The 24,924-nt window shown below is 57.5% G+C and carries 24 protein-coding genes; 8 read left to right on the forward strand and 16 right to left on the reverse strand.

Going from position 1 to position 24,924, the window contains the following annotated elements; genetic code table 11:
* Positions 1–113: 113 nt before the first annotated feature.
* Positions 114–965, forward strand: a complete 852-nt coding sequence (locus tag K9U38_RS00475) for a DUF1194 domain-containing protein (protein WP_224492377.1) — start codon at positions 114–116, stop codon at positions 963–965.
* A 56-nt stretch (positions 966–1,021) separates the two neighbouring features.
* Here K9U38_RS00475 and K9U38_RS00480 read toward each other — a convergent pair whose 3' ends face one another.
* Both K9U38_RS00480 and K9U38_RS00485 read right to left on the reverse strand, forming a co-directional pair.
* Positions 1,022–2,020, reverse strand: a complete 999-nt coding sequence (locus tag K9U38_RS00480; protein ID WP_224492378.1) for a GlxA family transcriptional regulator — start codon at positions 2,018–2,020, stop codon at positions 1,022–1,024.
* A gap of 218 nt (positions 2,021–2,238) precedes the next feature.
* Positions 2,239–2,493 carry a hypothetical protein gene (locus K9U38_RS00485; protein WP_224492379.1) on the reverse strand — a complete coding sequence of 85 codons (255 nt, stop codon included), beginning with the start codon at positions 2,491–2,493 and terminating at the stop codon, positions 2,239–2,241.
* Between the two features lie 134 nt (positions 2,494–2,627).
* Here K9U38_RS00485 and K9U38_RS00490 point away from each other — a divergent pair, with 134 nt between their 5' ends.
* Positions 2,628–3,530, forward strand: coding sequence for a LysR family transcriptional regulator (locus tag K9U38_RS00490; RefSeq protein WP_224492380.1), 903 nt, complete (start codon positions 2,628–2,630; stop codon positions 3,528–3,530).
* Between the two features lie 26 nt (positions 3,531–3,556).
* On the opposite strand, the gene K9U38_RS00495 is transcribed toward K9U38_RS00490, so the two are convergent.
* From K9U38_RS00495 to K9U38_RS00535, 9 genes are all read right to left on the reverse strand, one after another.
* On the reverse strand, positions 3,557–4,279 hold the full coding sequence (locus K9U38_RS00495) for a copper homeostasis protein CutC (RefSeq protein ID WP_224492381.1): 723 nt from the start codon (positions 4,277–4,279) through the stop codon (positions 3,557–3,559).
* Positions 4,276–5,190 (reverse strand): ROK family protein, encoded by a 915-nt coding sequence (locus K9U38_RS00500; RefSeq protein WP_224492382.1) that lies wholly within the window; start codon positions 5,188–5,190, stop codon positions 4,276–4,278. The genes K9U38_RS00495 and K9U38_RS00500 overlap by 4 nt, the downstream gene beginning before the upstream one ends.
* 98 nt (positions 5,191–5,288) lie before the next feature.
* Complete coding sequence (locus K9U38_RS00505; RefSeq protein ID WP_224492841.1) at positions 5,289–7,316, reverse strand: ASKHA domain-containing protein; 2,028 nt, start codon at positions 7,314–7,316, stop codon at positions 5,289–5,291.
* Positions 7,317–7,458: 142 nt separating this feature from the next.
* Positions 7,459–8,418, reverse strand: coding sequence for a methyltetrahydrofolate cobalamin methyltransferase (locus tag K9U38_RS00510; protein ID WP_224492383.1), 960 nt, complete (start codon positions 8,416–8,418; stop codon positions 7,459–7,461).
* 10 nt (positions 8,419–8,428) lie between these two features.
* Positions 8,429–9,301: a methylenetetrahydrofolate reductase gene (locus K9U38_RS00515; RefSeq protein ID WP_224492384.1), complete on the reverse strand. Its 873-nt coding sequence runs from the start codon at positions 9,299–9,301 to the stop codon at positions 8,429–8,431.
* A 16-nt stretch (positions 9,302–9,317) separates the two neighbouring features.
* Entirely contained in the window at positions 9,318–9,620 is a 303-nt protein-coding gene (locus K9U38_RS00520) for a virulence factor (RefSeq protein WP_224492385.1), read from the reverse strand.
* 218 nt (positions 9,621–9,838) lie between these two features.
* Positions 9,839–10,510 carry an exopolysaccharide biosynthesis protein gene (locus tag K9U38_RS00525; RefSeq protein ID WP_224492386.1) on the reverse strand — a complete coding sequence of 224 codons (672 nt, stop codon included), beginning with the start codon at positions 10,508–10,510 and terminating at the stop codon, positions 9,839–9,841.
* A 69-nt stretch (positions 10,511–10,579) separates the two neighbouring features.
* Positions 10,580–11,158 (reverse strand): DUF4893 domain-containing protein, encoded by a 579-nt coding sequence (locus K9U38_RS00530; protein ID WP_224492387.1) that lies wholly within the window; start codon positions 11,156–11,158, stop codon positions 10,580–10,582.
* A 98-nt stretch (positions 11,159–11,256) separates the two neighbouring features.
* Positions 11,257–11,859: a DUF1638 domain-containing protein gene (locus K9U38_RS00535; protein ID WP_224492388.1), complete on the reverse strand. Its 603-nt coding sequence runs from the start codon at positions 11,857–11,859 to the stop codon at positions 11,257–11,259.
* 91 nt (positions 11,860–11,950) lie between these two features.
* Between K9U38_RS00535 and K9U38_RS00540 the strand changes: the two genes are divergently transcribed.
* Complete coding sequence (locus K9U38_RS00540; protein ID WP_224492389.1) at positions 11,951–12,106, forward strand: entericidin domain-containing protein; 156 nt, start codon at positions 11,951–11,953, stop codon at positions 12,104–12,106.
* A gap of 67 nt (positions 12,107–12,173) precedes the next feature.
* Here K9U38_RS00540 and K9U38_RS00545 read toward each other — a convergent pair whose 3' ends face one another.
* The gene (locus K9U38_RS00545; protein ID WP_224492390.1) at positions 12,174–12,872 is read right to left on the reverse strand and encodes a cobalamin B12-binding domain-containing protein; all 699 of its coding nucleotides are present in this window, start codon (positions 12,870–12,872) and stop codon (positions 12,174–12,176) included.
* Between the two features lie 245 nt (positions 12,873–13,117).
* Between K9U38_RS00545 and K9U38_RS00550 the strand changes: the two genes are divergently transcribed.
* The 3 genes from K9U38_RS00550 to K9U38_RS00560 all read left to right on the forward strand — a co-directional run bounded on the left by K9U38_RS00550 (position 13,118) and on the right by K9U38_RS00560 (position 16,213).
* Positions 13,118–14,704: a trimethylamine methyltransferase family protein gene (locus K9U38_RS00550; RefSeq protein WP_224492391.1), complete on the forward strand. Its 1,587-nt coding sequence runs from the start codon at positions 13,118–13,120 to the stop codon at positions 14,702–14,704.
* Positions 14,705–14,807: 103 nt separating this feature from the next.
* Positions 14,808–15,470, forward strand: coding sequence for a hypothetical protein (locus tag K9U38_RS00555; RefSeq protein ID WP_224492392.1), 663 nt, complete (start codon positions 14,808–14,810; stop codon positions 15,468–15,470).
* A 140-nt stretch (positions 15,471–15,610) separates the two neighbouring features.
* Complete coding sequence (locus tag K9U38_RS00560; protein WP_224492393.1) at positions 15,611–16,213, forward strand: PadR family transcriptional regulator; 603 nt, start codon at positions 15,611–15,613, stop codon at positions 16,211–16,213.
* Positions 16,214–16,275: 62 nt separating this feature from the next.
* Here the strand turns inward: K9U38_RS00560 and bmt are convergent, their stop codons facing one another.
* Together bmt and K9U38_RS00570 are read right to left on the reverse strand one after the other, a co-directional pair.
* Entirely contained in the window at positions 16,276–17,289 is a 1,014-nt protein-coding gene (gene bmt / locus K9U38_RS00565; RefSeq protein ID WP_224492394.1) for a betaine--homocysteine S-methyltransferase, read from the reverse strand.
* Positions 17,290–17,378: 89 nt separating this feature from the next.
* Entirely contained in the window at positions 17,379–18,209 is an 831-nt protein-coding gene (locus K9U38_RS00570) for a helix-turn-helix domain-containing protein (protein WP_224492395.1), read from the reverse strand.
* A gap of 115 nt (positions 18,210–18,324) precedes the next feature.
* On the opposite strand from K9U38_RS00570, the gene K9U38_RS00575 reads away from it, so the two are divergent.
* Together K9U38_RS00575 and K9U38_RS00580 are read left to right on the forward strand one after the other, a co-directional pair.
* Complete coding sequence (locus K9U38_RS00575; protein WP_224492396.1) at positions 18,325–19,356, forward strand: fatty acid desaturase; 1,032 nt, start codon at positions 18,325–18,327, stop codon at positions 19,354–19,356.
* A 9-nt stretch (positions 19,357–19,365) separates the two neighbouring features.
* Entirely contained in the window at positions 19,366–20,133 is a 768-nt protein-coding gene (locus K9U38_RS00580; protein ID WP_224492397.1) for a PhnD/SsuA/transferrin family substrate-binding protein, read from the forward strand.
* On the opposite strand, the gene K9U38_RS00585 is transcribed toward K9U38_RS00580, so the two are convergent.
* Positions 20,110–22,686 (reverse strand): GcvT family protein, encoded by a 2,577-nt coding sequence (locus K9U38_RS00585; RefSeq protein ID WP_224492398.1) that lies wholly within the window; start codon positions 22,684–22,686, stop codon positions 20,110–20,112. The genes K9U38_RS00580 and K9U38_RS00585 overlap by 24 nt on opposite strands.
* A gap of 59 nt (positions 22,687–22,745) precedes the next feature.
* Positions 22,746–24,326, reverse strand: coding sequence for a trimethylamine methyltransferase family protein (locus K9U38_RS00590; RefSeq protein WP_224492399.1), 1,581 nt, complete (start codon positions 24,324–24,326; stop codon positions 22,746–22,748).
* Between the last annotated feature and the right edge of the window lie 598 nt (positions 24,327–24,924).

The following is a 24,924-nucleotide window of genomic DNA, read 5'->3' on the forward strand; positions in this document are numbered from 1 at the left end:
GAAGGCAGCACCTCAAAAAGGTGCTGTTTTCATATGCTTGTTCGCCGTTCAACAGAATGTGAACGAGTTCGAAGTTGCTTTGCGTTTTTGCAATTTGAGTTAGACTTTGGTCTATGTCATCGCGAAGGAAAGCTTTCAGCAGTTTTCTCACACTGGCGGCGCTGTTGGCCAGTTTTCCAACGCATGCCCAAACGACAGAAACAGATGTCGACGTCGAGCTCGTGCTTGCTGTCGATGCATCGCGCTCGATGGAGCCGTTCGAGCAAAAAATCCAGCGTGAGGGCTATATTGCCGCTTTCCGCCGCAAGGATGTGATCGATGCCATTCGCGAAGGCGTTCACGGGCGTGTGGCAATCACATATGTGGAGTGGGCTGGATCGACGGTGCAGCGTACGATCGTTCCGTGGACTCTGGTAGACGACGCCGCGTCTGCGGAACAGTTTGCGGCGGCCCTTGATAAGCCTATCCCATCGACACAGAGCAGAACTTCGATCTCCGGAGCCATCGATTTCAGCAGCAGCCTGTTCGATGACAACGGCTTCAAGGGAATGCGAAAGGTAATCGATGTTTCAGGCGACGGCGCCAACAATAATGGTCGTCCTGTTGCCGATGCGCGTGATCAGGCCCTGGCAAAAGGGATTACCGTCAACGGCCTGCCGCTGATGACTCGCGGCGATTTCTATTCTGATTGGGCGGTGAAGGATCTTGATGTTTATTACAGTAATTGTGTGATCGGCGGACCTGGAGCGTTCATGATTCCGGTCAATTCCTGGGATCAGTTTCCAGAAGCTGTACGCCGTAAGCTAGTGCTTGAACTCGCCGGTGGTACACTGCCCTTGCAGAAGGTCGATTGGACGGCGCCCGGCGGTCTGCCTGTCATACTTGCGCAGGACAAACTCGTCTATGATTGCCTGTCCGGGGAGCGGATATGGCAGCGCCGCATGCAGGACTGGGAGTCCCGCTAACAATCCGACGCTGCTGTCGATGCTTCCGTGCAGGCTGATGGAGTTTCCAGCGTTTTCTAAGCCGCTATCAATTGCTTGCGGTCGGCACGCTCCTGCTGCGGCGAACGGCCATAGAGCTCGCGATAGCACTTCGAAAAATGCGACGCTGAGACAAATCCGCAGGCAACTGCAACTTCGACTATCGGCATTGACGACTGAATGAGCAGGTGGCGTGCACGATCCAGCCGTATCTCGAGGTAGTAACGGGCAGGCGAGCGTCCCATTTCCTGGCGGAACAGCCGCTCGATCTGGCGGCGTGACAAGCCGACATGATCGGCGATTTCAATCAAGGACAATGGCTCGGAAAGGCGCGCTTCCATCAGTTCGATGATGGTCAGGACCTTGGAATTCTGTACACCGAGGCGTGCGCGTAGTGGCAGCCGTTGACGGTCGTGCGGGCTGCGAACGCGATCCGTCAGAGCCTGTTCGCAGACGCGATTGACGATATTGTCTCCGAAATCATCACCGATCAGTTTCAGCATCATATCCAGCGCAGCAGTTCCGCCGGCGCAAGTGTAGATATTGCCATCGACTTCGAAGAGATCGGCATAGACGTCGGCCTTGGGAAAGGACTCGGCAAAGCCCGGCAGGTTTTCCCAATGAATGGCGCAGCGCTTCCCAGAAAGCAGGCCCGCCGCGGCAAGGATATGCGCACCGGTGCACAGGCCGCCGACGGCGACGCCGCGGTTGAACTCTTCGCGCAGCCACGCGAAAACGGACTTGTTCTGAAATTTCTCGACATGAACGCCCGAGCAGACGAACACCATCGAGGGCCTTTCCTCGCCGGTCAGATATCGCCGTTCGTCTTCCAGGGAGGTTGTGGTGGCGCATTCCACGCCGTTGGATGCCGTGACGGGCTTTGCGTCAACCGAAGCAAGACGCCAGCGATAGGCCTCGTATCCCAGCATGCGGTTGGCGATACGTAGCGGCTCGATCGCCGTCGCAAACGCGATCATCGAGAAATTGGGGACGAGGAAAAAAACGAATGAGCGCTTGGTGAGACCGACATGATCCATAACGATTCTATGTTCCCGTAATCTGGCTTCCGGGCCATGTCGCAACTGAAGTAGCACCTTCAAATTAAGCGCGTGGTCCTCTGAGCTTTTTTTCAGATAGAACCATAGAATTATTCTAAATGGAAGAGATCAAAGCTGTGTCGCAAAAGCGCAGGCATCACATATGATAAAGGGAGCAGACGGGCCGTTATCTGCTCCCTTGGGTCCTTGGATCATGATCAGTGCCGCGACTTGAGTTTTTTATGTTCGGTGATCTGGCGCTCGTAAAGGTCTGGCCAGCCGATGTCGCAACGGATATCTTCCGGCAATCCATCCAGCGCCAACTCGGTTTCGCGCAGCCGACGTTCGCGGACGTAGACCTGGCGGGCCTGGGCAACGGCATTCGCCAGACGGTGCGTGCGTTCGATGACAATGGTCGCAATACGTTCGGCTATGCCCTGCCGAGGTTGATACAGTTCATCGCAAGTGCTCATTTTTCTTCTCCTACCTACGGAGGCAATATGAAGAGCTCCGTTTCATGATCTTGACTATCGGACGAAGTTGATGTTCAATCAAACGAAATTAAGAAACACTATGTTTCAGAAAAATTGATGGAGGATACGACGCTATGTCAGCACCCATGCATCATCCCATCCCGATCCTGGATCTCGATGTGTTACGCACCTTTGCAATGATTGCCGAGACGGGAAGCTTTTCCAGCGCTGCCAATGCAGTCTTCCGCACGCCCTCGGCCGTCTCCATGCAGATCAAGAAGCTGGAGGAGACACTGGGGCACATTCTGCTCGAGCGCGATGCGCGTTCGGTGAAGTTGACCCCGAGCGGTGAAGTGCTCCTTGGCTATGCGCGTCGCATGCTTGCGCTTAACCGCGAAACTGTGGCGAAATTCATTGCCCCGACGGTTTCGGGCGTCGTGCGCCTCGGTGCGCCAGACGATATTGGCGAGCGCGTGCTGCCGTTCGTTCTCAAGCGGTTTGCGGAATCACACCCGGATGTAACCGTCGACGTTGTCATCGATCAAAGCAACAGCCTGCGCAAACGCCTGGACGAGCAGCGGCTTGATGTCACGCTGGTGAATGTGAATGAGACGTTGGCCAAAGTCGACGAAATTGAAATTCTGATGACAGAGGACATCATCTGGGCTGGTGCCAAGTGTGGCACGGCTCATGAGCGTAATCCGCTACCGCTTTCCATGTGGGAAGAGGGCTGCATCTGGAGAGCAAACGCCATCAGTGCGCTGGAAAGTGCAGGCAGGGATTATCGGGTTGCATATATGAGCGCCCATACGATGGGCCAGCGTGCTGCCATCATTGCTGATCTGGCCGTGGCCCCATTCTCGAAATTCCTGCTGGACGACAATATGGTGCAGCTCGGCGCGGAGCACGGCCTGCCTGCCCTCGGCGAATCGAAACTTGGGATGCTCGTTGCCAAGAATGCCGGTGCTCATGTGAAAGCGGTGGCCCAGCATCTGCGTGTTTACTTTGAAGGGTACGAGCGCACGGGCAAGCTTTGAGCCTTCAGCCAACCGAAACGGTCCTGTTACCGGTTCAGGCAGTAGCTTTTCAAGGCCCTGACGAGGTCTACATTCGTCTGCTTTTGCGAGGCGGTTTCGAAGCCGAGCCGCCTTGCCGCTTCACTGACAGGCGGCATCACTGCCGCGCAGGATGAATGTATTTCACCAAACGGAATGCGGTCCAGCAACGCGCCGGCATTGGCAATATTAATGCCGGAGCCAGGCATGACCTTGATGCGGCCATTGCTTATGTCGAACGTCGTTTCAAGATCGTCGACGCCCACAAGGGCGGTCAATGACCGGCCAGACGTCAGGATGCGCTCAAATCCGAGTTCAATGGCGATTTCAACCGCCTCTGCAAGATCAGGAACGAGGTCAAAGGCGCGGTGAAGGGTAACGCCGAGCCCCTCGCACTGGCGCATGAGCCGTTCCAATGTCGTGTGGTCGAGCTGGCCATCGGCAAGATTGGCACCGAGAACGACCCCAGCTAAACCGGCGCTGCGTACCGCATCGATTTCATGCACCATTGCGTCAGTATCCGCCTCGGAGAAGACGAAATTGCCTGGGCGCGGACGGACCATTGCGTAAACGGGAATTGGTGAAGCAGCGGCTTGCCGGATCAATCCGGAAGTCGGTGTCAATCCGCCGAGTTCGAGCGAGGAGCACAGTTCGACCCGATCGGCTCCGCCGTTGATGGCGGCTGCCAAGCCCTCGGAACTGTCCACACAGACTTCCAAAAGGACGCTCATTTGGCAGCTTCCATCAATCCGAGGACACCAGCACCGATCAGCCCCGGCTCGATTTTGAGCTGTGCGGGCACGACCAGGGGTTTGTCGGTTTTTCTAAGAATGCGCGCCCTGACTGCTTCATCCAGGCGCTGGATCAGAGGTACTGAATTGGCCAACCCGCCACCCACCGGCACGATCGACGCACCGACGACATTGATCGTCATTGCAAGCGGGCCGCTCACAATGTCGATATAGCAATCAATGGTACGTTCAGCGGCTGGATCGCCTGCATTCCATTGTGTGATAATCTCCGTGCTGGGTAGTTGCACCCCGTGCAGATGTGCGTGCAATCTCTCCATACCGCGCGCTGCGCCGATGGCGTCGATGCAACCGACCTGGCCGCAGCCACACGCAAAACGCGGAATGGCCACCGGCGGATTGCCGGCGAGCGTGGCTGACACCGGTCCGTGCCCCCATTCGCCCGCGAAACCGCCGGCTCCTTCGTGAATCTTGCCATTGATAACAATGCCGCCGCCAACGCCAGTACCGAGAATGACCCCAAAGACCACGCGATGATCACGGCCTGCTCCAACAACTGCTTCCGACAGGGCAAAGCAGTCGGCATCATTGGCGATGAGCACCGGCCTTTGCAGCTTCGCGCTGAGATCGGCCATGAGAGTACGTTGGTGAACGCAAGGTATATTGGCGCAAGTGATCACACCCGTATCGGAATCGACGACGCCTGCAATCGATATGGCAATGAGACTTTTCGGGTCGGCACCGCCGTCGGCAGCAATCTTGGCGATAACCGATGCAAAGGCGTCAAAGTCATGAAGTGGCGTCGGTACCTTCGGCATCGGTCTGATGTCTTCGGGCGAATAGGCAATTGCACCCTTGATGGCCGAACCGCCAATGTCAAAGCAGGCTATCATTATGGAGTATTCCGGAATCAATCATCGTTCATGTGTGATAGCGGAAAACCCTTGGCGGACAAAGCGCTGCTTGCACGATTGCAATAAGGCCATCGTGTCTATTCGCGGTTGCGCCGTGCGGCGCGGTCTTCCCGCGACCGCCGCCGCGGCGTCGCGTCACCGGCGATGCCATCCTGGCTGACGTTCTTGCGTGGCGGCAGCGTTACTGCCTGCGACAGCTTTGGGAAGGGATCAACCTTGTTCGGCATTGCCATTGCATTGATGAAGAGCTGCTGGAAGTTCGGCTCCAGTGCAGTCTCGATCTTTTCGATGCGTGCAACTTCGTTTTCAATTTCGCGACGATGGTTGCGATTGAGAAGCGCCATCAGCGCGCCCGTACCGGCCGCGTTGCCCACCGCCTTCACCTCGGACAGCTCGCAGTCGGGAATGAGGCCGAGCACCATGGCATATTTCGGATCGATGAAAGAGCCGAAGGCGCCAGCGAAACGAATGGTATCGACCGTCTCGACGCCCTGTTTTTCCATAAGAAGCTTCACACCGGCATAGAGGGCGGCTTTGGCAAGCTGAATGGCGCGGATATCGTTCTGAGTAACGGTAATGCGCGGCTCGCCGTCACGCAGGAGGTATGAGAAGGTTCGGCCATTGGCAATGATGCGCGGGCTCCGCTCTGCCATCGTGCCATCAACGACACCGTCTTCCGAGATGATGCCGGCAAGATACATCTCCGCGACAACCTCGATGATCGCCGAGCCACAGATACCGGTAACCCCGGTCGTCTTGGCGGCTTCATCGAAACCTTCCTCATCGGACCAGTTGTCAACACCGATGACACGGAACTTCGGTTCGAGGGTCTCAGGATCTATGCGAACGCGCTCGATTGCGCCCGGGGCAGCGCGTTGTCCGGACGAAATTTCAGCGCCTTCGAAGGCGGGGCCGGTCGGCGAGGAAGCGGCAACCACGCGTTTTCTGTTACCGAGGACGATCTCGGCATTGGTGCCGACATCGACGAGCAGCATCATCTTGTCTTGCCGGTAGGGGCCTTCCGACAGCGTGGCGCCCGCAGCATCGGCACCGACATGACCAGCAATGCAGGGCAACATGTATAGGCGCGCACCACGGGCGACCTCGATATCGATTTCATGCGCCCAGTACTGCAGCGGTCCCGAGACGGCAAGCGCGAACGGTGCCTGGCCAAGTTCGGTCGGATCGATCCCCAGGAACAGGTGATGCATGATAGGGTTGCCGACGAAGACACAGTCGAAAATGTCGTGCCGGTCGACATTGCCTTCCTCGCAGACCTTGCCAATGAGCTTGTTGACCGCGTCGCGGACGGCCTTGGTCATCGCCTCGCGCCCGTCGGGGTTCATCATCACGTAGGAGACGCGGCTCATCAGGTCTTCGCCAAAGCGGATTTGCGGATTTGATGTGCCGGATGAGGCGACGATACGACCGGACAGCAGGGAAACCAGATGCATGGCGATCGTGGTCGAGCCGATGTCGCAGGCTATGCCGTAGGCTTCATTCTTCAGGCCCGGGTACAATCCGATGATGAATGGCCTGGAGGAATCCATGTCGCGGTGGATGGCGGCAGTGACGCCCCAATTGCCCTTGCGCAAAATGCCCTGGATCTGAGGGATCAGGTGCGGTGCGATAAGCAGGTCCTTCCAGCCCCAGTCCTTTTCCAGCATTGCTTTCAAGCGGTCAAGGTCGCCCAGGGGCTTGTGCATGTCGGGTTCGTCCACCTCGACATAGCAAAGCTGGACGGCGGAATTGCGCTCGATTACGCGGTCGGTGGCAGCTTTGCGAACCACCTGCGCGTTGACCTGCACATCCTGGGGTACGTCAACCACGAGATCGCCCTGTATCGTGGCCGAGCAGGAAAGACGACGCCCGTCGGGAAGGCCGCGCACCCGGTCGTAACGATCTTCCTTGGGACCCCTCGGAGAAATGTGGTCGAGCGAGGAGACGATCTTGTGCTTGGCAAAACTGCCTTCCTGAACTTCCACCTGGCAGCGTCCACAGGTGGCGCGGCCGCCGCAGACGCTCTCAACATAAACACCAAGGCTGCGCGCCGCTTCGAGAATGGGCGTGCCGACGGCAAAGCGTCCGCGCTTACCCGATGGCATGAAGAGAACCAGCGCTTCCTTTGCCGATGTCTCCGGTGCTTTCACGGGTGCATTCACGATCGATCTCCAAAACGTTCAGGCGAGGGGCAGTATATCTGCCCACCGCCTTATTAGGCTGCGCTGTTTGCTAAACGCAAACGGCTCAGCCTGCGGCGCCGCGACGCGCCTCGCGACCGCCTCGCCGGCGGCCGCCTCCAGCAGCGTCTGCTGGCACGGACACTGGTGCCACTCCTGCCGCTGCCGACTGGTGGTCGCGATACTTCTTGATCCAGTAGGTGCAATTGGCATCGGTGCCGTTCAGGACGTTGGCGGCATGAACCGCTTCCATCTCCTGAGGACGGCAGGGGTTCATGATGGCGGACGTCATGCCGGCACCAATCACCATTGGAATAAATCCGGCATTGATGCCGTGCCGGTGCGGCAAGCCGAAGGAGATGTTGGACAGTCCGCAGGTCGTATTGACCTTCAACTCTTCGCGCAGGCGGCGCAGCAGTGCAAAGACCTGACGTCCCGCATCTCCCAGCGCACCAATTGGCATGACCAGCGGATCAACGACAATGTCATGGGATGGAATGCCGAAATCGGCGGCACGCTCCACGATTTTCTTTGCGACGGCAAAGCGAACGTCCGGGTCCATGGAGATGCCGGTTTCGTCGTTCGAGATGGCAACGACAGGCACATTGTATTTCTTGATCAGCGGCAGAATGGCTTCGAGCTTTTCTTCTTCGCCCGTGACCGAATTGACGAGAGGACGCCCCTTTGCAACCTTGAGCGCGGCCTCGATGGCGGCTGTAACCGAACTGTCGATCGACAGGGGAACATCGACCAGATTCTGCACGATTTCCAGCGTCTGGACCAAAAGACCGGGCTCTGTTGCGTTCGGGTCGACTGCCGTTACACCTGCATTGACATCCAGCATGGTCGCGCCGGCCGCGACCTGCTCCAACGCGTCCTTGATAACCGTGTCGAAATTGCCTTCGATCATCTCCGCTGCGAGCTTCTTGCGGCCAGTCGGATTGATTCTCTCGCCGATGACGCAGAACGGCTGGTCAAATCCGATGATGATTTCTTTGGTCGCCGAGGCAACGATCGTGCGGGTCATGCAGGGAACCTCAGTTTGCGATTGCGTTTACAGAAGTGTATTGCGCGTTGTTTACGTTCCAGGAGCCACGCTCGACAAGCCACTCGGACGTCTTTTTGAGGCCGCCGAACGGGAAAAGGTGAACCTGCTTGATCGCGGAAGCCGGATTGGCAATCACATGCTGCTCGATCGGTCCGACCACGCCTTCCGGAGAATGGCTGGTGGCGAGTGCGGTCAGCGAGAGAGCGTTCTTCTTCAAGAAGCTGATTGAATTTCCGACGCCGCACATGGCAGCATATTTGATCAATGTGGTAATCTTGGCCGGTCCAGCCACGCCGAGATGAACCGGCAGATCGACGCCGTGCTCGCGCAGCGATTCCGAGTAGCGGATGAAGCGATCGGCATCGAAGCCGAACTGGGTGACAACGCGTAGCCGGGCGCCGGTGCGCTCGCCAAAATTTTTCTTCAGGCGCAATGCTTCGATTGCAACAGCTTCAGAAAATTCAGGGCTGCCTTCAGGGTGTCCAGCAACGCCCATTTCAGTGATGCCATATTTGTCGAAGAGGCCCGTCTCCAGGACTTCCATTGTCGACGAAAAGTCGCCTGCCTGACGCTCCAGACCACCGCCAATGACGAGAACATCGGTGACGCCAGCTTCTTCGGCAGCGCGGCGGATGCGGGTTTCGAGGGCGGATCTGGTGGACAGACGGCGTGATGCAAAGTGAGGGACCGGCTTGTAGCCAAGGTCATGAACGCGCTTCGCCGCAGAGGTCAGCGTATCCAGACTGTCGGTGCCCATATCGGTAATGTAAACCCGGGTACCGGCCGGGAACAGACCAGGCAAGTCCTGCGATTCAATAGCCTGGCGTGCCGCCACTTCTATGGATGCTGCGATCTTTGTCATTGGCTTCGCTCTCAATTCATGAATTGTCATGTCCACCTGCCTTTACAAGCGCCACAAGGCGTTCCCGATTATATTCATTGTCAATTCGTGCGAGGGCTGCATCAGCCTCGGTATCCAGATCGTCACTCACGGGCACCGGAGTGCCGCGGCGCCATTCCGCCAGATAGGCATCGGAATCCTTGGCGCCTATACGCATCGCACACATGTCGATGGCCTCGGTAAAGCGAAGGGGAAGCTCGCGCTTCGCTGCCTGACGTCCCTTCTTGACGGTCACTTGAGCAGGAATGTCCCGCCAATAAACGACAATGAGATCAGCCATGCAATTCATCCTCCGATGAGGACCGTTTTGCCGGAATCTCAGGGTTTAAGCTTGCTGTCTCACGACGCGCGCGCACTCAAATGCGACGTGCTTCAATACTGTGCAGTCGCGAGCCCAGCCGCGCGAAAGCATCCAGTAACACGTTGATTTGTGCGTAATCCTTGCGATAAGCCCATGCCCGCCTCCGCTGCGGGTGCTGGTGCTTTTGCGACAGCCGTCTAGAACGGCCAAAAACTTGCGGCGTATGTAACAGCGCTTGCCGCGATGAAGGCAAAGCCAAAGACAATGCTGATGGAGATCACGCCGAGAACGAGCCCGCCGAACATCAGTCTGCCGTCGCGCTCGCAAAGGGCTATGCCAATGATTGCCGTCGCGAGTGCCGGCAGCCAATTGGACAGCGGCATGGGCAGGACCACCGAGATACCCAGTATGGTGGTAAACACGCCCAGCCATCGATCACCCTGCTTGCGGCCAAATGGCCAGTTGCGGGGCCGGATGAACCGCTCCAGCCATTGCAGCCAGGGGACGACCTTGTTCGAGACGAGGCGAAACCGGTCGGGCGAGATGGATTTGGTCAACATGAAAGCCGGCAACCACACCGAATCCCGGCCCATCACCATTTGAACCGACACCAGAACCAACGGAATTCCGGTCACGACGCCGGTGCCTGGTGGCAGGGGAAGCAAATTCAATATTGCAAAAAATGTCAGCAGCGCAGCGAAACTGCGGTCGGTGAAAGCGTCTTCAAGCTCGGCAAATGTCACCGGTTCCGTCGCCGTTGATGCCAGATCCTCGAAGACCTGAGAAAGCGGACGCGGGTCGTTGTCTGCTGTCAATTGCACCAATGCTCGGTCCGGCTTCATATCGTGATCTGTGTCTATGGCGGCCATATTCTCGTCTTTGTTCGAAGTTTGACGCATATGGAGCGACAATAGTGACATTGCAATGACGAAAGCGAATCAGCGCTTCAATTCAAGAATATCAAGAAGCGATTCTTGAGCAGGCGCGGGAAACTCGATTCGGAATTCATTTTTGCCGGTCCGATAGGCATAGCCGACCTGATCCGTGTCCGTGCCGGCGCTATAGGATTTTGGTTTCTCGCCTGCAACGTAGCCTGTGCCGAGATAGGTGAGACGCTTGTCGCTATCGGTGTAAAAACGCCCCTTGGTGCGTTGCGACCCACTTGTCTTTTCCAGCACCCAACCCGAGCCGTCGTCGGTCACCCGGCATTTGAACCAATCGTAAACAACCAGTGGTGGTTTGTTGCCGAGTTTGGTTGTCCGGCACTGCCAGTCGCCGACCATATCGAAGCCCTCACTGAACGCCAGATCAGGCTTGGCCAAGGCAGCGTCCAGTTGCTCCACATCCATTGCACCGCCGCCTTTGCGCGCCTCGGCGATGGCAGTGCTTCTGGTTGCCTCATATTTGTCGAGCCGAGCCTGATCGGCCTTCGTGATGAACTTCGTAATTGCGCCGTCGGCATGGGCGAAACTGATGCTGGCAAGGCACGCGAGCGTTGCAATGGCGGTACGAAACATCGTTGGGCGACTCCTGTGGATGGATTTGTTGCGGCAGTGGAGGAGAAAACCGGTGACTTTATGACGCTCGGGAAGGAAACCGAGCAGACAGAATTGCGCTAACGCGTTGCCGCCAATGTCAGGGCAGGGATGAGATCGCCATAACCTGTCATGCGCCGCTCGTAGGCGAGGCCGAGGAAAGCCGCTGACTGTTCAGCTTTTGCGCTCAATTCAGGGTCGTCAGTCTGTGCAAGGTAGACCATTTTCTTGTAGTTGCCGAAGTACATGTCGCGCAATTCGGGATGGCGGTCCAGCCCCAGCGGCTTGACGAGGAAGGCCTCGAAATGGCGTGCCAGAAAATCCGTCATGAAGAACGACGTCATGTCGTCGTCCCACTGCGAGGCGAAGAGTTCGTTTCCTGCGTAAAAGGAGAAGCAGTGCGGACCGGCTATACGGTTGACGCCATGTTTCTCACAAACGCGATCAAGCATTCCACCTGTGCCGCAATCGGCATAGCCGACAAAAATGTGAGCAATGCCTTCGGATTTGGCCTTGATGATCGCACGATCCACTGACGGTGCTATCTTGTCCGGATAGTGGTGGTAGATGGCCGGCAGGCATTTCAGCTCGATGTGGTTCAAGCCAAACCGTTCGCGGATCGCCAGGATTTCCCGCGCGATCATTCCGCAGGCTATCACCCGCACGGTTTCTATTGATTTCATTGACTTTTGGCTAACATTCATGGAACTGATTTTGCTCCATCGCGTTATGCGAGCGTTGGATTTAATTTTAGCAGAACGGGAGACACAGTCCATGAAACTATCACACATCGTTCCAATTGCTGCTGTACTTGCTGTTGTGGCTCTCGCAGGCTGCGCAAACACCATTCGCGGTATGGGAGCGGACGCTGCCAATACGGTCAATGCTACCCAGAATGCTGGCCAGAGGGTTGCAAGGTCCGCCAACTGATCCCTGTGCGATCAATATCCATTCTGTTGACAAACGGCCGCATCCTGATGCGGCCGTTTGTGGATTATCAAGCGCCTGAAAGTTGGTTGTGCTTGCGCTTCATATAGGCCTTGGCTGTCTCGACTGCCACTGCGGCATCACGGCAATAAGCGTCGGCACCAACGGCCTTGCCGAACTCCTCGTTCAACGGCGCGCCGCCGACGAGGACAACATATTCGTCGCGAATGCCCTTTTCCTTCATCGTGTCGATGACGACTTTCATATAGGGCATCGTCGTCGTCAGCAGCGCCGACATTCCAAGAATATCGGGTTTGTGTTCGTCGATGGCGGCGAGATAGTTTTCGACCGGATTGTTGATCCCAAGATCAATGACGTCGAAGCCGGCACCTTCCATCATCATGCCAACGAGGTTCTTGCCGATATCATGGATATCGCCCTTGACCGTCCCGATGACGAGCTTGCCCTGCTTGGGTGCGCCCGTCGCCGCAAGGAGAGGGCGCAGAATGAACATGCCGGCCTTCATGGCATTGGCCGAAAGCAGCACTTCGGGCACGAAAAGAATTCCGTCGCGGAAATCTTCGCCGACAATGCGCATCCCTTCGACCAGCGCTTCGGTAAGAACCTTGTAGGGCACCCAGCCGCGCTCAAGCAGAATGCGGGTGCCTTCCTCGATCTCTTCCTTCAGACCATCATAAAGGTCATCATGCATTTGCTCGACGAGTTCATCGTCCGAAAGCTCCGAAAGAATGATTTCATCATCGGCCATGGCTATGCTTCCTTTCAAGCGTTATGCACAGGTCACCTAACATAACTGGCATTCGTTTAACATATCGGGCAAGTTGCTGAAAACGCATTGCTTAAATGCGACCTTGTGAATGACGAAAACGACCGGATGTTTGTCTCCGATGCGCCATTGCGTGCCGCACACGGAAACGCCCTCGCGGGTGTCGCGGTTAGGATTTGGTTTGATCAGAATAAGTCTGCGCTTGCGTAGCGTTAGGAGAGAAAAAAATGATTGAGGAAACACCGGTCGATGCTCCCGCGGATGCGGAGACAAGCAGTGGGCGCCGCGGACGCGGTGCGGGTGCAGGTGCCGCAGCCCGGCGCGCCGCCCGGTCTGGTGGTGGCCCCGGAAAGTCACTCACCTACATCACACGCAAGATTCGCACCTACGAAGTGCTGGACGAAGAAGGCCTGGCGCTCATCGAAGCCAATGCCGACACGGTATTGGAAGAGATCGGTATCGAATTCCGAGACGATGCCGAAGCTTTGGCCCTTTGGAAAGAGGCCGGTGCCGATGTCAAAGGGGAAAGGGTTCATTTCCCCAAGGGACTTCCACGTTCCCTGCTGAAGACGGCACCTTCAATCTACACGCAACACGCCCGCAATCCGGAACGATCAGTTCAGATTGGTGGCGACGCGACCGTGTTTGCACCCGTATATGGCCCGCCTTTCGTGCGGGATCTCGACGGCAACCGCCGTTATGCGACGATCGAAGACTTCAATAACTTCGTCAAACTTGCCTATATGGCACCGTCGATTCATCATTCGGGCGGGACGGTGTGCGAACCGGTTGACGTGCCGGTCAACAAGCGCCACCTGGACATGGTCTATGCCCACATCAAATATTCCGACAAGCCATTCATGGGTTCAGTCACTGCGCCAGAGCGTGCCGAAGATACCATCTCGATGTGCAAGCTCGTCTTCGGCGAACATTTTCTCGATCAGAACACGGTCTTGACCAGCCTGATCAATGCGAACTCGCCGATGGTTTTCGATGAAACCATGGTGGGGGCCTTGAAGGTCTACGCGCGCAACAACCAAGCGTGCATCGTTACGCCATTCATTCTCGCCGGTGCCATGAGCCCGGTGACGGTGGCGGGAACATTGACCCAGGTTCTTGCCGAGGTGCTTGCTGGCGCGTCGTTCACGCAGTTGATCCGCCCAGGAGCCCCGGTCATTTTCGGTACGTTTGCATCGTCCATTTCGATGCAGTCGGGCGCGCCGACGTTCGGTACGCCAGAGCCGTCGCTTGTTTCCTATGGCGCGGCACAATTGGCGCGCCGGCTCGGCTTGCCCTTCCGTACCGGTGGTTCACTCTGTGCATCCAAAGTATCGGATGCCCAGGCTGCCTATGAGAGCGCCAACACACTCAACTCGACACTTCTTGCCGGTACGAACTTCGTGCTGCATTCGGCCGGATGGCTCGAAGGTGGCCTGGTCTCGTCCTATGAAAAATTCATGATGGATATCGATCAGCTCGGCATGGCGCAGAAGCTTGCGGCTGGTGTCGATCTTTCGGAGAACGGCCAGGCCATGGACGCCATCCGGCAGGTCGGACCCGGAAGCCATTATCTCGGTTGCGACCACACGCAGGCAAACTTCCAGACCGCGTTCTACCGTTCGAACATTGCAGACAACAATTCCTATGAGCAGTGGCTGGCGGAAGGCGAGAAGCGCGCGGACCAGCGGGCGAATGAACTTGCTCGTCGCTGGCTGGAAACCTATGAGGGGCCGTATCTGGATCCGGCAATCGATGAATCATTGAAGGAATTCATCGCTAAGAAGAAAGCTTCGATGCCCGACGCCTTCACTTGAAAGAAGCCCGAGGATGGCCGGGCTAAAGTGGCCAATCTGATCCATAAGGAAGTCTGGGCCTCCGCGGTAAAGGGTTCAGATGAGGGATGACGCTGCCGTAGGGATGCCCGATCAAATCGCCGCCGCGCTCGAGCCATATGGTCTGGTTCAGCGCGGCGGTTTTGTTTTCGATGAAGGAAACGCGTCTTCACTCTCGGCCCGAGGATTTCGAAGCGTTGTCCTGATCGGTCACCACGGATCATCCATCTGGCCGCATTTCACAGGCTGGCGGCAGGACCATCCGGACGTGGTAGATCCGCTTGATCAATGGTCCAAGGATGTTCTGACTGCCGTGGCAGCCGAATTTGACGCAACGGCGGTGTTTCCCTCTGACCGGCCATATCTTCCGTTCCAGCAATGGGCGATCCGCGCCGAGAACTTGCGCCCTTCGCCCCTCGGAATATTGATCCATCCACTGTACGGCCTTTGGCACGCCTATCGCGGTGCGCTGCTGTTTGATCGTGTGCTCGAATTTCCTCGCAACGGCCCGCAACCTCATCCCTGTGATGACTGCCAAGGCAAGCCGTGCCTCTCGAGGTGTCCGGTGCATGCTTTCAGCGATGGCGGATATGATGTCGTTCGCTGTCGTGGCCACCTTGCTTCTGACGAGGGGCAGGCTTGTCTGCATGGCGGTTGCCTGGCGCGCCTGGCGTGTCCTGTCGGACGCGAGCACAACTACAATGCGCCGCAGATGCGCTTCCACATGGATGCGTTCGCCAAAGGCTAGAGCTTATCTACGATATAATAATACACGTTATCTTTCAATAGCTTATCATGTATATCGTTGAAAAGATATATCTTTGCCTTGATAAAAGATATATCTTTGTATAGATATTGCTTATGAAAGATATAACTAGGAGACATTCCATGTATGGTCATTGCAGTAAACATCACAACCACGGCGATCATTTTTCGCGCTTTGAGGCAATGTCAGGTTCGCATGAAGGTGGCGGCCGGTTTGGCGGGCGCGGGCGCGGCGGCCCGTTCGGACGGCATCGAGGCGGGCCATTTGGCGGCCGCGGTCCGCGCATGTTCGATCCGGGCGCGCTGCGCCTCGTCGTGCTGGGTTTGATTGCGGAAGAGCCGCGTCACGGCTACGACGTCATCAAGGCGTTGGAGGCAAAGTTCCAGGGCGCCTACAGCCCGAGTGCTGGTGCAATCTATCCCATGTTGCAGATGATGGAGGAGGCTGATCTCGTAACGTCGACCACCACCGGCAACAAGCGGCTCTATACGATTACAGACCAAGGCCTTGCCTATCTCGATGAAAACCGGGTGGAACTGGACAAGATCAATGCCCAACTAGACAACGCTTCAGGCGAAATACGTGGTGCCGCTCTGGGTGAGGAGATGCATGCGCTGAGCTTTGCGCTTCGCTCGAAGCTTCGCAGTGGCTCGCTGACGCCCGAAAAGGCAGATCAGCTACGCGAGATTCTTAAGAAGGTTCGTCGCGAGATCGAGGACCTATGAGGCCTAAGGCGTGAACTAAAAAAACCGGCGGGTCAAACCGCCGGTTTCTACGTGAGATTGGGTTAGCCCCGGCGTCCGCGACGTTCGCGCTTTGGCGTATCGTCGGCGTGTGCCGCAAGCTTGTTGCGCATTGGGCCAATCGTTTCAATGATTGTTTCGACCGTGGGGCGGGGTCCATGGATGTGGCTGTCGAGTGCCTTGCGCATCGCGGCCAGATGCTCGAACGACGTCCCACAGCAGCCGCCAACGATCTTGGCGCCACCATCAATCGCAAGGCGTGCATAGTTGGCCATCAGATCGGGCGTGCCGGAGTAGAAGATCTCGGATCCCCGAAACTCTGGTATGCCGCAATTGCCCTTGATGACGATCGTTGCCGAAGGATTGGCTTCGCTCATGTCGAGAAGCGAGGCGAGGATATCCGATGCGCCGACGCCGCAATTGGCGCCCACCGCAACCGGCCGCGCATCCAGCCCATCGACCACGCCATGGATTTCCTTGGGTGGCAGGCCCATCATTGTCTTTCCTGCAGTGTCGAACGAGCCGGTATAAACATAGGGCAGGCCAACCTTGACGGCGGCTTCTGCTGCAGCCCGGATTTCGCCAGGCGCTGACATGGTTTCAATCCACGCCACGTCAACGCCGCCAGCCTTCAGGCCCTCCAACTGTTCCGTGAATGCCGCAACCGCATCTTCTTCGGTCAATGCGCCCAGAGGGACAAGCAGTTCGCCAGTCGGGCCAACCGAACCAGCGACGATAACTTTGCGGCCAGCCTTATCAGCGACACTGCGCGCAATTTCCGCTGCCTTCTTGTTGAGCTCAAATACGCGGTCCTGTGCATGATGCAGCTTCAGGCGATGACGCGTGCCACCGAAAGAATTGGTCAGGATGATGTCTGCGCCGGCATCGACAAACCCCTGGTGCAGCGCGGTGATCTTCTCGGGCTGAGCCTCATTCCAGAGCTCGGGTGCTTCCCCTGCTTCCAATCCGCTGGCAAAGAGATTTGTGCCGGTCGCACCGTCAGCCAAAAGAATGCCCTTTTCGGCAATGAGATCGGCGAGGGGATTTGCAGCGGTCATGGCACTTCTGTTCCTGTGGGATTAATTGAATAACGATATAAAGAAGTCCTTATGTGTGGTCAATGTTCAATTGCGACAAGGGTTGCCGCTCAAGCAACCTTGAGGGAAGAGACGAAGGCCGCAACTTCATGGGCATTCACCTTGGCCACGCGGATCAACCCGTCGAAATGCCTCTGCATGGTTAGCACGGCTTCGGTCGTATAGAGCACCAGATACATTTCGCCGACGAATATGGCGGCGCGATAGGGGCCGAAGACCGTGTAGGGAACCGAATAGCGTTCCCTTCCGTCGAACAGGTAAAGCCGGAACGATGGGTAGAGTTCGTCGAGTAGCGATGCCATGTGTTGCAACTGTTCAACGCGTGCTTTGCGGGGAAGGTCACCCCAGATGCCAGAGCCGGCTGCGAAATCCTGGACAGTCTGGAACGGCATGCAGGCTTCCATGTCGGTGCCTGGCTGGCGGTTATAGTCCAGACGGAAAGCGGTCTCGCTTATCTGCGTTGTCGGATCACGATGCACCATCGACGTCTCGTAGGCGATTACAGTCTGCGTCCGCAAGAGATCGGGAATGCGTGCAGGTACATAGCGTATCTTGGTGCCGGTTGCCTCCGCATGCCATTTTACCAAAAGTGTCTGATTGTCAAAGCCTTGCTCGATCTCGAGACTTGGCCGCAATTCGCCGGTGATGCCTTCGTCCTGACTGAGCCCAAGTAGCCAGTCGAGCGAGACCGCATGGCGCTCTGCGATGTTAAGGAGGGTCTCGACGCGGGGGAGTCTCGTGGATTGCCCCGACAGAAGCTGTGAGAGTGCAGACCGGTCGATTCCGACCGAAGCAGCGAACGACGATTGGTTCTCGCCGCTACGCACCAGCAAGCTCTTGACACGCTCCTGAAACAGGCGCGAAAGATCGCGTTTGTCCATTTTTGTACTGCTTTGTTTACTTAGTACAACATTTGCGCTATTTGGTGCGCATAATCAACACTTTCTAACTAAAATAGCGTTGCTGACAGTTCCTGACAATGAGACCATGAAAAACATGGAATCAGAAAGACATACCGACATATCAGCATCCCAGTCAGCGCGACGGCGCCTCGGCATTGAGTGGCCAACCATTGGCCTGATGACCGCCTGCTACGGACTTTGGTTCATCTCTGGATACTATCTTTATCCCAGCTTGCCCCTACTGGCATTGGCCCTCATGGCGATTGCAGTTGCGTTCCATTCGTCTCTCCAGCACGAGGTACTCCACGGCCATCCGACGCGCAACGGCGCCGTGAATGAGCTCCTGGTCTCTCTGCCAATCGGTCTTGTCTTCCCTTATCGCCGCTACAAGCATCTGCATCTGAAACATCATGCAGACGAGCGGCTGACCGATCCTTACGATGATCCGGAAAGTTACTACAAAGCGCACGGGGATTGGGAAAAGCTGCCGGCACCCGTCAAAATCCTGCTCAACTGGAACAATTCGCTGGTCGGGCGCATCGTCATCGGACCTGCCCTCATGGTCGTGGGGTTCATTGTCAGCGAGGCAAGGCTGGTGAGCGGCCGCGACAACAAGGCGAGGACGGCCTGGTTGCTGCACGCTGCGGGCTTGGCGCCGACATTTGCAATCATATGGTTCGTGTTTGGCATTCCACTATGGATCTATGCGTTGACGGCGGTTTATTGGGGCCTCTCGATCATCGCCATACGGAGTTACTGCGAGCATCAATGGTCTGAGCGCCCCGATGGCCGAACGGTTATCGTGGAAAATTCACCATTGGCGCTGATCTTCCTCAACAACAACCTGCATTTTGTCCATCACAAGAAGCCGACTGTGCCGTGGTATGATCTGCCGCAGCTCTATCGAGAGCAGCGTGAGGAATGGCAGCGCATGAATGGCGGTTATGTTTTTCGCAACTATTTCGAGATCCTGCGGGCCTATGCCTTTCGCAGGAAGCAGGACGTTATCCACCCGGTTCTCCGACGGGAGCCGGCTCCAGCACGGGCCTTCCGTCCGCGGCGCCATGGCATTAGCATGCAGGGCGGCTCCACCGTTCCGATTCCTGCCGAGCCGCCGACAGAGTAAACCTACGATATGAAATTAGTGGCGGCTTTGCCGATGTATGACTGGCCGGAACGGCGCGCTGCGGTTGATGCGCAATGGGCGGGCATGCGCGACAGGTTTCGTTTGCACGGCTACGAAGCGCCCGAATATCTGACCCGCCGCAACGCTGATCTTCCGGCGGTTCCCGGCGGTATCAGGGATGCAGCGGGTACGCTTATCGCGCCTGATCCCGCCACTCTCCCGCCTGAAGAACTTGATCTGCCGGCGCTCTGGCGTCATCCGGCGCTGTTAATCGCCCAAGCCTGTTGGGGCCCAATGGAGTTGGGCCTTGGAGCGCAGGTGCGCTTCGCGGGCCAGGACGATTATACCGGAACGGAAGGCGGCGACGGCGCGTTTTACTCCAGTGCGCTCGTCATGCGGCGAGGCGAGGGTGCGATGGTTGCACCTGCGGCCGACGGCAAGGCGAATCTGCCCGTGGCGCTGATGCGGCAGAAGCGGCTTGCCTTCAACAGTCTGGACTCAATGTCCGGTTATCTGGCGCTGCAACGCGACCTCGGGCAGACGGGTGAAACCTTGGATCTGTTCGCGAGCCTTATAAGAACTGGCGGTCATCGCGAGTCGATCAGCGCGGTTGCGGCGGGTCGCGCCGACATCGCCGCAATCGACTGCAAATCCTGGGCACTGGCCCAGCGTTATGTGGAGGCGGCGAGCGCATTGGTCGTTGTCGGTTGGACGGGCAGGCGCAAGGGCCTGCCCTTCATCTCAGCATTCGAACTACCCTCGCATCTTTTCCCCTGAGGGGTCGAATGGCGGGTCGATATTCATGCGGGCCGGGCGGCGTATGCCGAGGATCTCTACCTCGAACAGTCCATTGTTTTCATTGGATGCAAGCTCGGCCGGAACGTAGCCCTGAGCCATGGAATGGCCAACATAGTGGGCATAGCCGCCGGATGTCACCCAGCCGACAACCCGCCACTCACCTTGGACTGCCCCCTTGTCGCCCTCGAAGGAAACAACGGCACCACTTGCATCAAAGCGCGGCGCGCCGACCCCATGACCCGCCTGGACGGTCCCGTAATCCTTCGGGGTCTTCGCCCAGATCGGCTCGTCGCCCATCACGTCCGCAGCGCCTTCGCCATTGGGCACATCGATCAGGAAGGAAACGCGGCGCAGCTTCGTGCTGGTGCCGGCATCAAGCTCTGCCTTTTCCCTGGCAGCTATCTCCCGGCCGATGAAATCGTTCTTGGAGAGCTTGATAAAGCGGTCCATCGACCCTTCATATGGCCCGTAAATGGGGCGCAGTTCACGGAACCATGTGGGGAAATTCTTCTCAAGGCGCATCGAAAGGAGCGCACGCATGCCGAAGTCAACGATATCAAATTCGGCTCCTTGATCCTTAATGGCCTTGTAAACCAGACGCTGGTAGGCAGGTTCCATCCAGATCTCGTAGCCGAGATCGCCGGTGTAGGAGATGCGGTTGACCTTGCACGGCGCCCCCCCGACGGCCATTTCGCGAAAATCCATGAACCGAAACGCGGTATTGGAGACGTCCTCGTCGACAAGCTTGGCCAACAGGTCGCGCGATCTTGGGCCTGCGATCGCCAGGCCGACAAGTGTCTGGTCGAAGCGGTGGATATGGACCGAGCCGTCCTTGGGCTGCTGCTTCTGAAACCAGCGCATGTGATACCGTTGCGCTGCGGACGATCCCCAGATCAGGAATCGACCATCGCCAGCCTTGGCGATGGTAAAGTCGCCAATCAGCTTGCCATCCTCGTTCAGCATCGGGGTCAGGACCAGTCGCCCGGTCTTCGGCATGGTGTTGGTCATCAGGCGCGACAGGAAAGCCTCGGCACCGTTGCCCGTGACTTCATACTTGGCAAAATTGGCGATCTCGGTAACACCGACGCCGTTCCGCGTCGCACGTACCTCATTGCCAATATGCTCGAAGTCGTTCGACCGGTGATAGGAAACGATGTCACGCGGTTCGGTGCCTTCGGGAGCGAACCAAAGTGGAGTTTCGAGGCCCCATGAATCCCCCATGACCGCGTTCTGCGCAAGCATGGTTTCGTAGAGCGGGGTGGTCTGCTGTGGCCTCGCGGCGGGCAATTCCTCGTTGGGGAAACGGATCGAGAAGCGGCGGGAATAATTCTCTCGCACCTTGGCGTTGGTATAGCGTAACGTCGCCCATTCGCCAAAGCGTGCGACATCCATGCCCCAGACATCGAAACCGGGCTCGCCGTGCACCATCCAGTTGGAAAGGGCGAGGCCAACGCCGCCACCCTGGCTGAACCCGGCCATCACGGCACATGCCGTCCAATAATTGGTGAGGCCGGGAACAGGTCCAACGAGCGGGTTGCCGTCTGGCGCGAACGTGAACGGGCCGTTGATGATCTGCTTGATGCCAGCCTTCTCGATGCCAGGAAAATGCTTGAATCCGACTTCGAGCGAAGGGGCAATGCGGTCGATATCCGGCGCCAGCAGTTCGTGACCGAAGTCCCAGGGTGTATTGACTGGCGACCATGGCTTGGCTGCCTTCTCATAGGTGCCGAGCAATATGCCGTTGCGCTCCTGGCGAGTATAGATCTCGCCCTTGAAGTCCATAACGCCGATCAGTTCACGTCCGGTGGATTTGTTGAAATCCATGACTTCCGGTACATCCTCGGTGAGGAGATACATGTGCTCCATGGCAAGGACAGGCAACTCCAGACCAACCATGCGGCCGACTTCGCGCGCCCATAGACCGCCGCAATTGACGACGTGCTCGGCCTTCACCGTGCCTTGTTCCGTAATGACATTCCAGGTTCCATCGGATTCCTGCGTCAGTTCGACGACGCGGTTGCGCAGCGTGATTTCGGCTCCCAGTTTGCGTGCGGCCTTGGCATAGGCGTGCGTTGTACCAGACGGGTCCAGGTGCCCCTCGACCGGGTCCCACATGGCTCCGACGAAGTTTGTCTCGTCCATCAATGGAAACATTGCCTTGGCTTCAGACGGGGTGATCAGTTCGGTATCCATGCCAAGATAGCGGCCGCGCGCGTGCGCCAGACGCAGGAAATCCATTCTTTCGGGCGAATCCGCCATCATGACGCCGCCGGTCAAATGCAAGCCGCACGATTGCCCCGAGAGTTCCTCGATCTCCTTGTAGAGACTGACCGTGTAGGCCTGAAGTTTGGCGACGTTGGGATCGCCATTGAGGGTATGAAAGCCGCCAGCTGCATGCCAGGACGAGCCGGATGTCAGCTCCGAGCGCTCGATCAGCATGACGTCCGTCCAGCCGGCGCGTGCGAGATGGTAGAGCACGGAGCATCCGACAACGCCGCCGCCTATGACCACTGCTTTAACGTGCGATTTCATGCGCTTATGCCTCTTTGTCGTAAATGTGATTCAATGCGTTGAGAGTTTGATTCAACTTGTCAGAAATCGGTAGGCGCGCCGCCTTCGGCCTTGCGCCTTGCGACGAAGCCATTGATTTCTTCTTCAATCGCCGGATCGATCGCCGGTTTCTCATAGGTGGCCAGCCGTTCTTTCCAGATGCGGTTGGCGCGCTCGATCGCGGTGGGCGAGCCGGCTTCCTGCCAGGTTTCGTAGTTGCGCCAGTCGGAAATGATCGGGGCATAGAAGGCAGTCTTGTAACGGGACTGGGTGTGGGCCGTCCCAAAGAAATGGCCGCCCGGGCCGACATCGCGCATGGCGTCAAGTCCAAGCGCATCCTCGGAAAGATCGAGAGGTGTCAGGAATTCGGCCACCATCTGCAGCAGATCGAAGTCGAGAATCATCTTCTCGTAGGAGCAGCACAGGCCGCCCTCCAGCCACCCGGCCGAGTGCAACATGAAATTGCCACCGCCCTGAATGGCTCCCCACAGCGAGAATACGGATTCGTAGGCCGCCTGGGCATCCACGGTGTTGGCCGCGCAGACATTGGAGGTCCGGTACGGGATCCCATAGCGTCGGGCAAGTTGACCGCCAACCATCTGGGCTTTCATATACTCGGGAGTTCCGAAAGCTGGCGCACCGGATTTCATATCCACGTTGGAGGTGAATCCGCCATAACCGACGGGAGCGCCCTTCCTGACCATCTGGGTGAAGGAGATGCCAGCCAAGGCTTCGGCATTCTGCTGGACCAGCGCCCCTGCGATCGTCACCGGAGCCATGGCGCCAGCCAATGTGAACGGTGTGACGATGACGATCTGGCCATTGCCCGACATCTGAATGATGCCTTCCAGCATTGGGACGTCGAGCTTCAGGGGTGAATTGGTATTGATGATCGTGTAGCACGACGCTTCGTTCTGCAACTGTTCGTGGCTGACACCACGGGCGAGGCGGGCTATCTCAATTCCGTCCTGATTGCGCTCCTTGCCGAGCGAATAAATGTGAAACGGCTTGTCGGTCAGCGTAGCGAGATCGCGAATACATTCGAGGTGGCGTACCGAAGGATGGATATCGATCGGCTCCACCGGATAACCGCCTGTCGCATTGATGATATTGTGCATCTGCGCCAGTTTCAGGAAATTGCGAAAATCTGCCTGATTGCCCGAACGCCGGCCGTTGTCGGTATCAGAGCAATTGGGTGCTGATCCCATCTGGGCGAAAATGAGGTTGTTTCCGCCGAAGCGGACATTGTGCGCGGGATTACGCGCATGCAATGTGAATTCCGACGGTGCATGGCCGACATATTCGAGGATCATGTCCTTGTCGAAACGAACGCGCATCGTGCCGGGCGCGACATGGGCACCCGCCTTCTTCATGATATCGCGCGCTCCGTCATGAAGAACGTCGACGCCGATTTCCTGCAATACCTTGAGTGAGGCATTGTGGATCGATTCGAGTTCGTCATCGGAAACGATCTTCGTCGGCGCGAATGGAATATTCAGCTGGCGAGAGGGCGGCTGGTCGAAGGCCCCGCTCTCGACGCTACGCGGCCGGGATCGACCTCCACGCCGGCCATGATCGCGTGGTGACGTGTTTGTTTCGATCTCAACTGCAGGTTCGCTCATTGTCCATGCCCTTCGCCCACGCCCAGGACGGGCGATGATGCCACTATCGCTAGACCTATCCCAGGGGTGCACAGCGTGAGCGACGCCAAGCGCAAGGGAAGCGACATGCCCGGATTGGGATGGATTCATTCCTGTTTCTCGCAATGTTTGTGGTTTACCCTTGCCACGCCCGCTTTTGCGTCTGGCCATTGAATGGTTGGGAAGACGGGCGGTCGTCGAAGCGCGTCTTTTGGGTAGTGATGGTGCGATCCGAAGACCGCCCGTCCGGCGACTTTTGATCGTGCCCGTTCCGCTTGGGGGGCTTCGGCGGATCGCTTGCCCTTGCGGGAAGCTCACTGCCAACGCCCCTTAAAGTGCTCGTCCAGCACGCGCCGGTCGTAGTACCGGCAGGGGAACCCTTGGACGCAACTTCCCCGGACAGCGGGTGCGTCACCCGCCATCGGAGGCGCCGGTCCTTCTCCCACTTCGAACGGCTCCGGAAGCAGTTCCCACGGGAAGGACGGCAATGAGCATAAGCGAGGTTCGGAGGGCGTGGATAAGTTTCAGGTGATTTTTTTTGCAAAGGCGCTGTGCGTGGTTCGCCCTTCGACAAGCACAG

The organism is Phyllobacterium lublinensis (genome assembly GCF_020164435.1).
In the GTDB taxonomy this organism is placed as follows: domain Bacteria; phylum Pseudomonadota; class Alphaproteobacteria; order Rhizobiales; family Rhizobiaceae; genus Phyllobacterium; species Phyllobacterium lublinensis.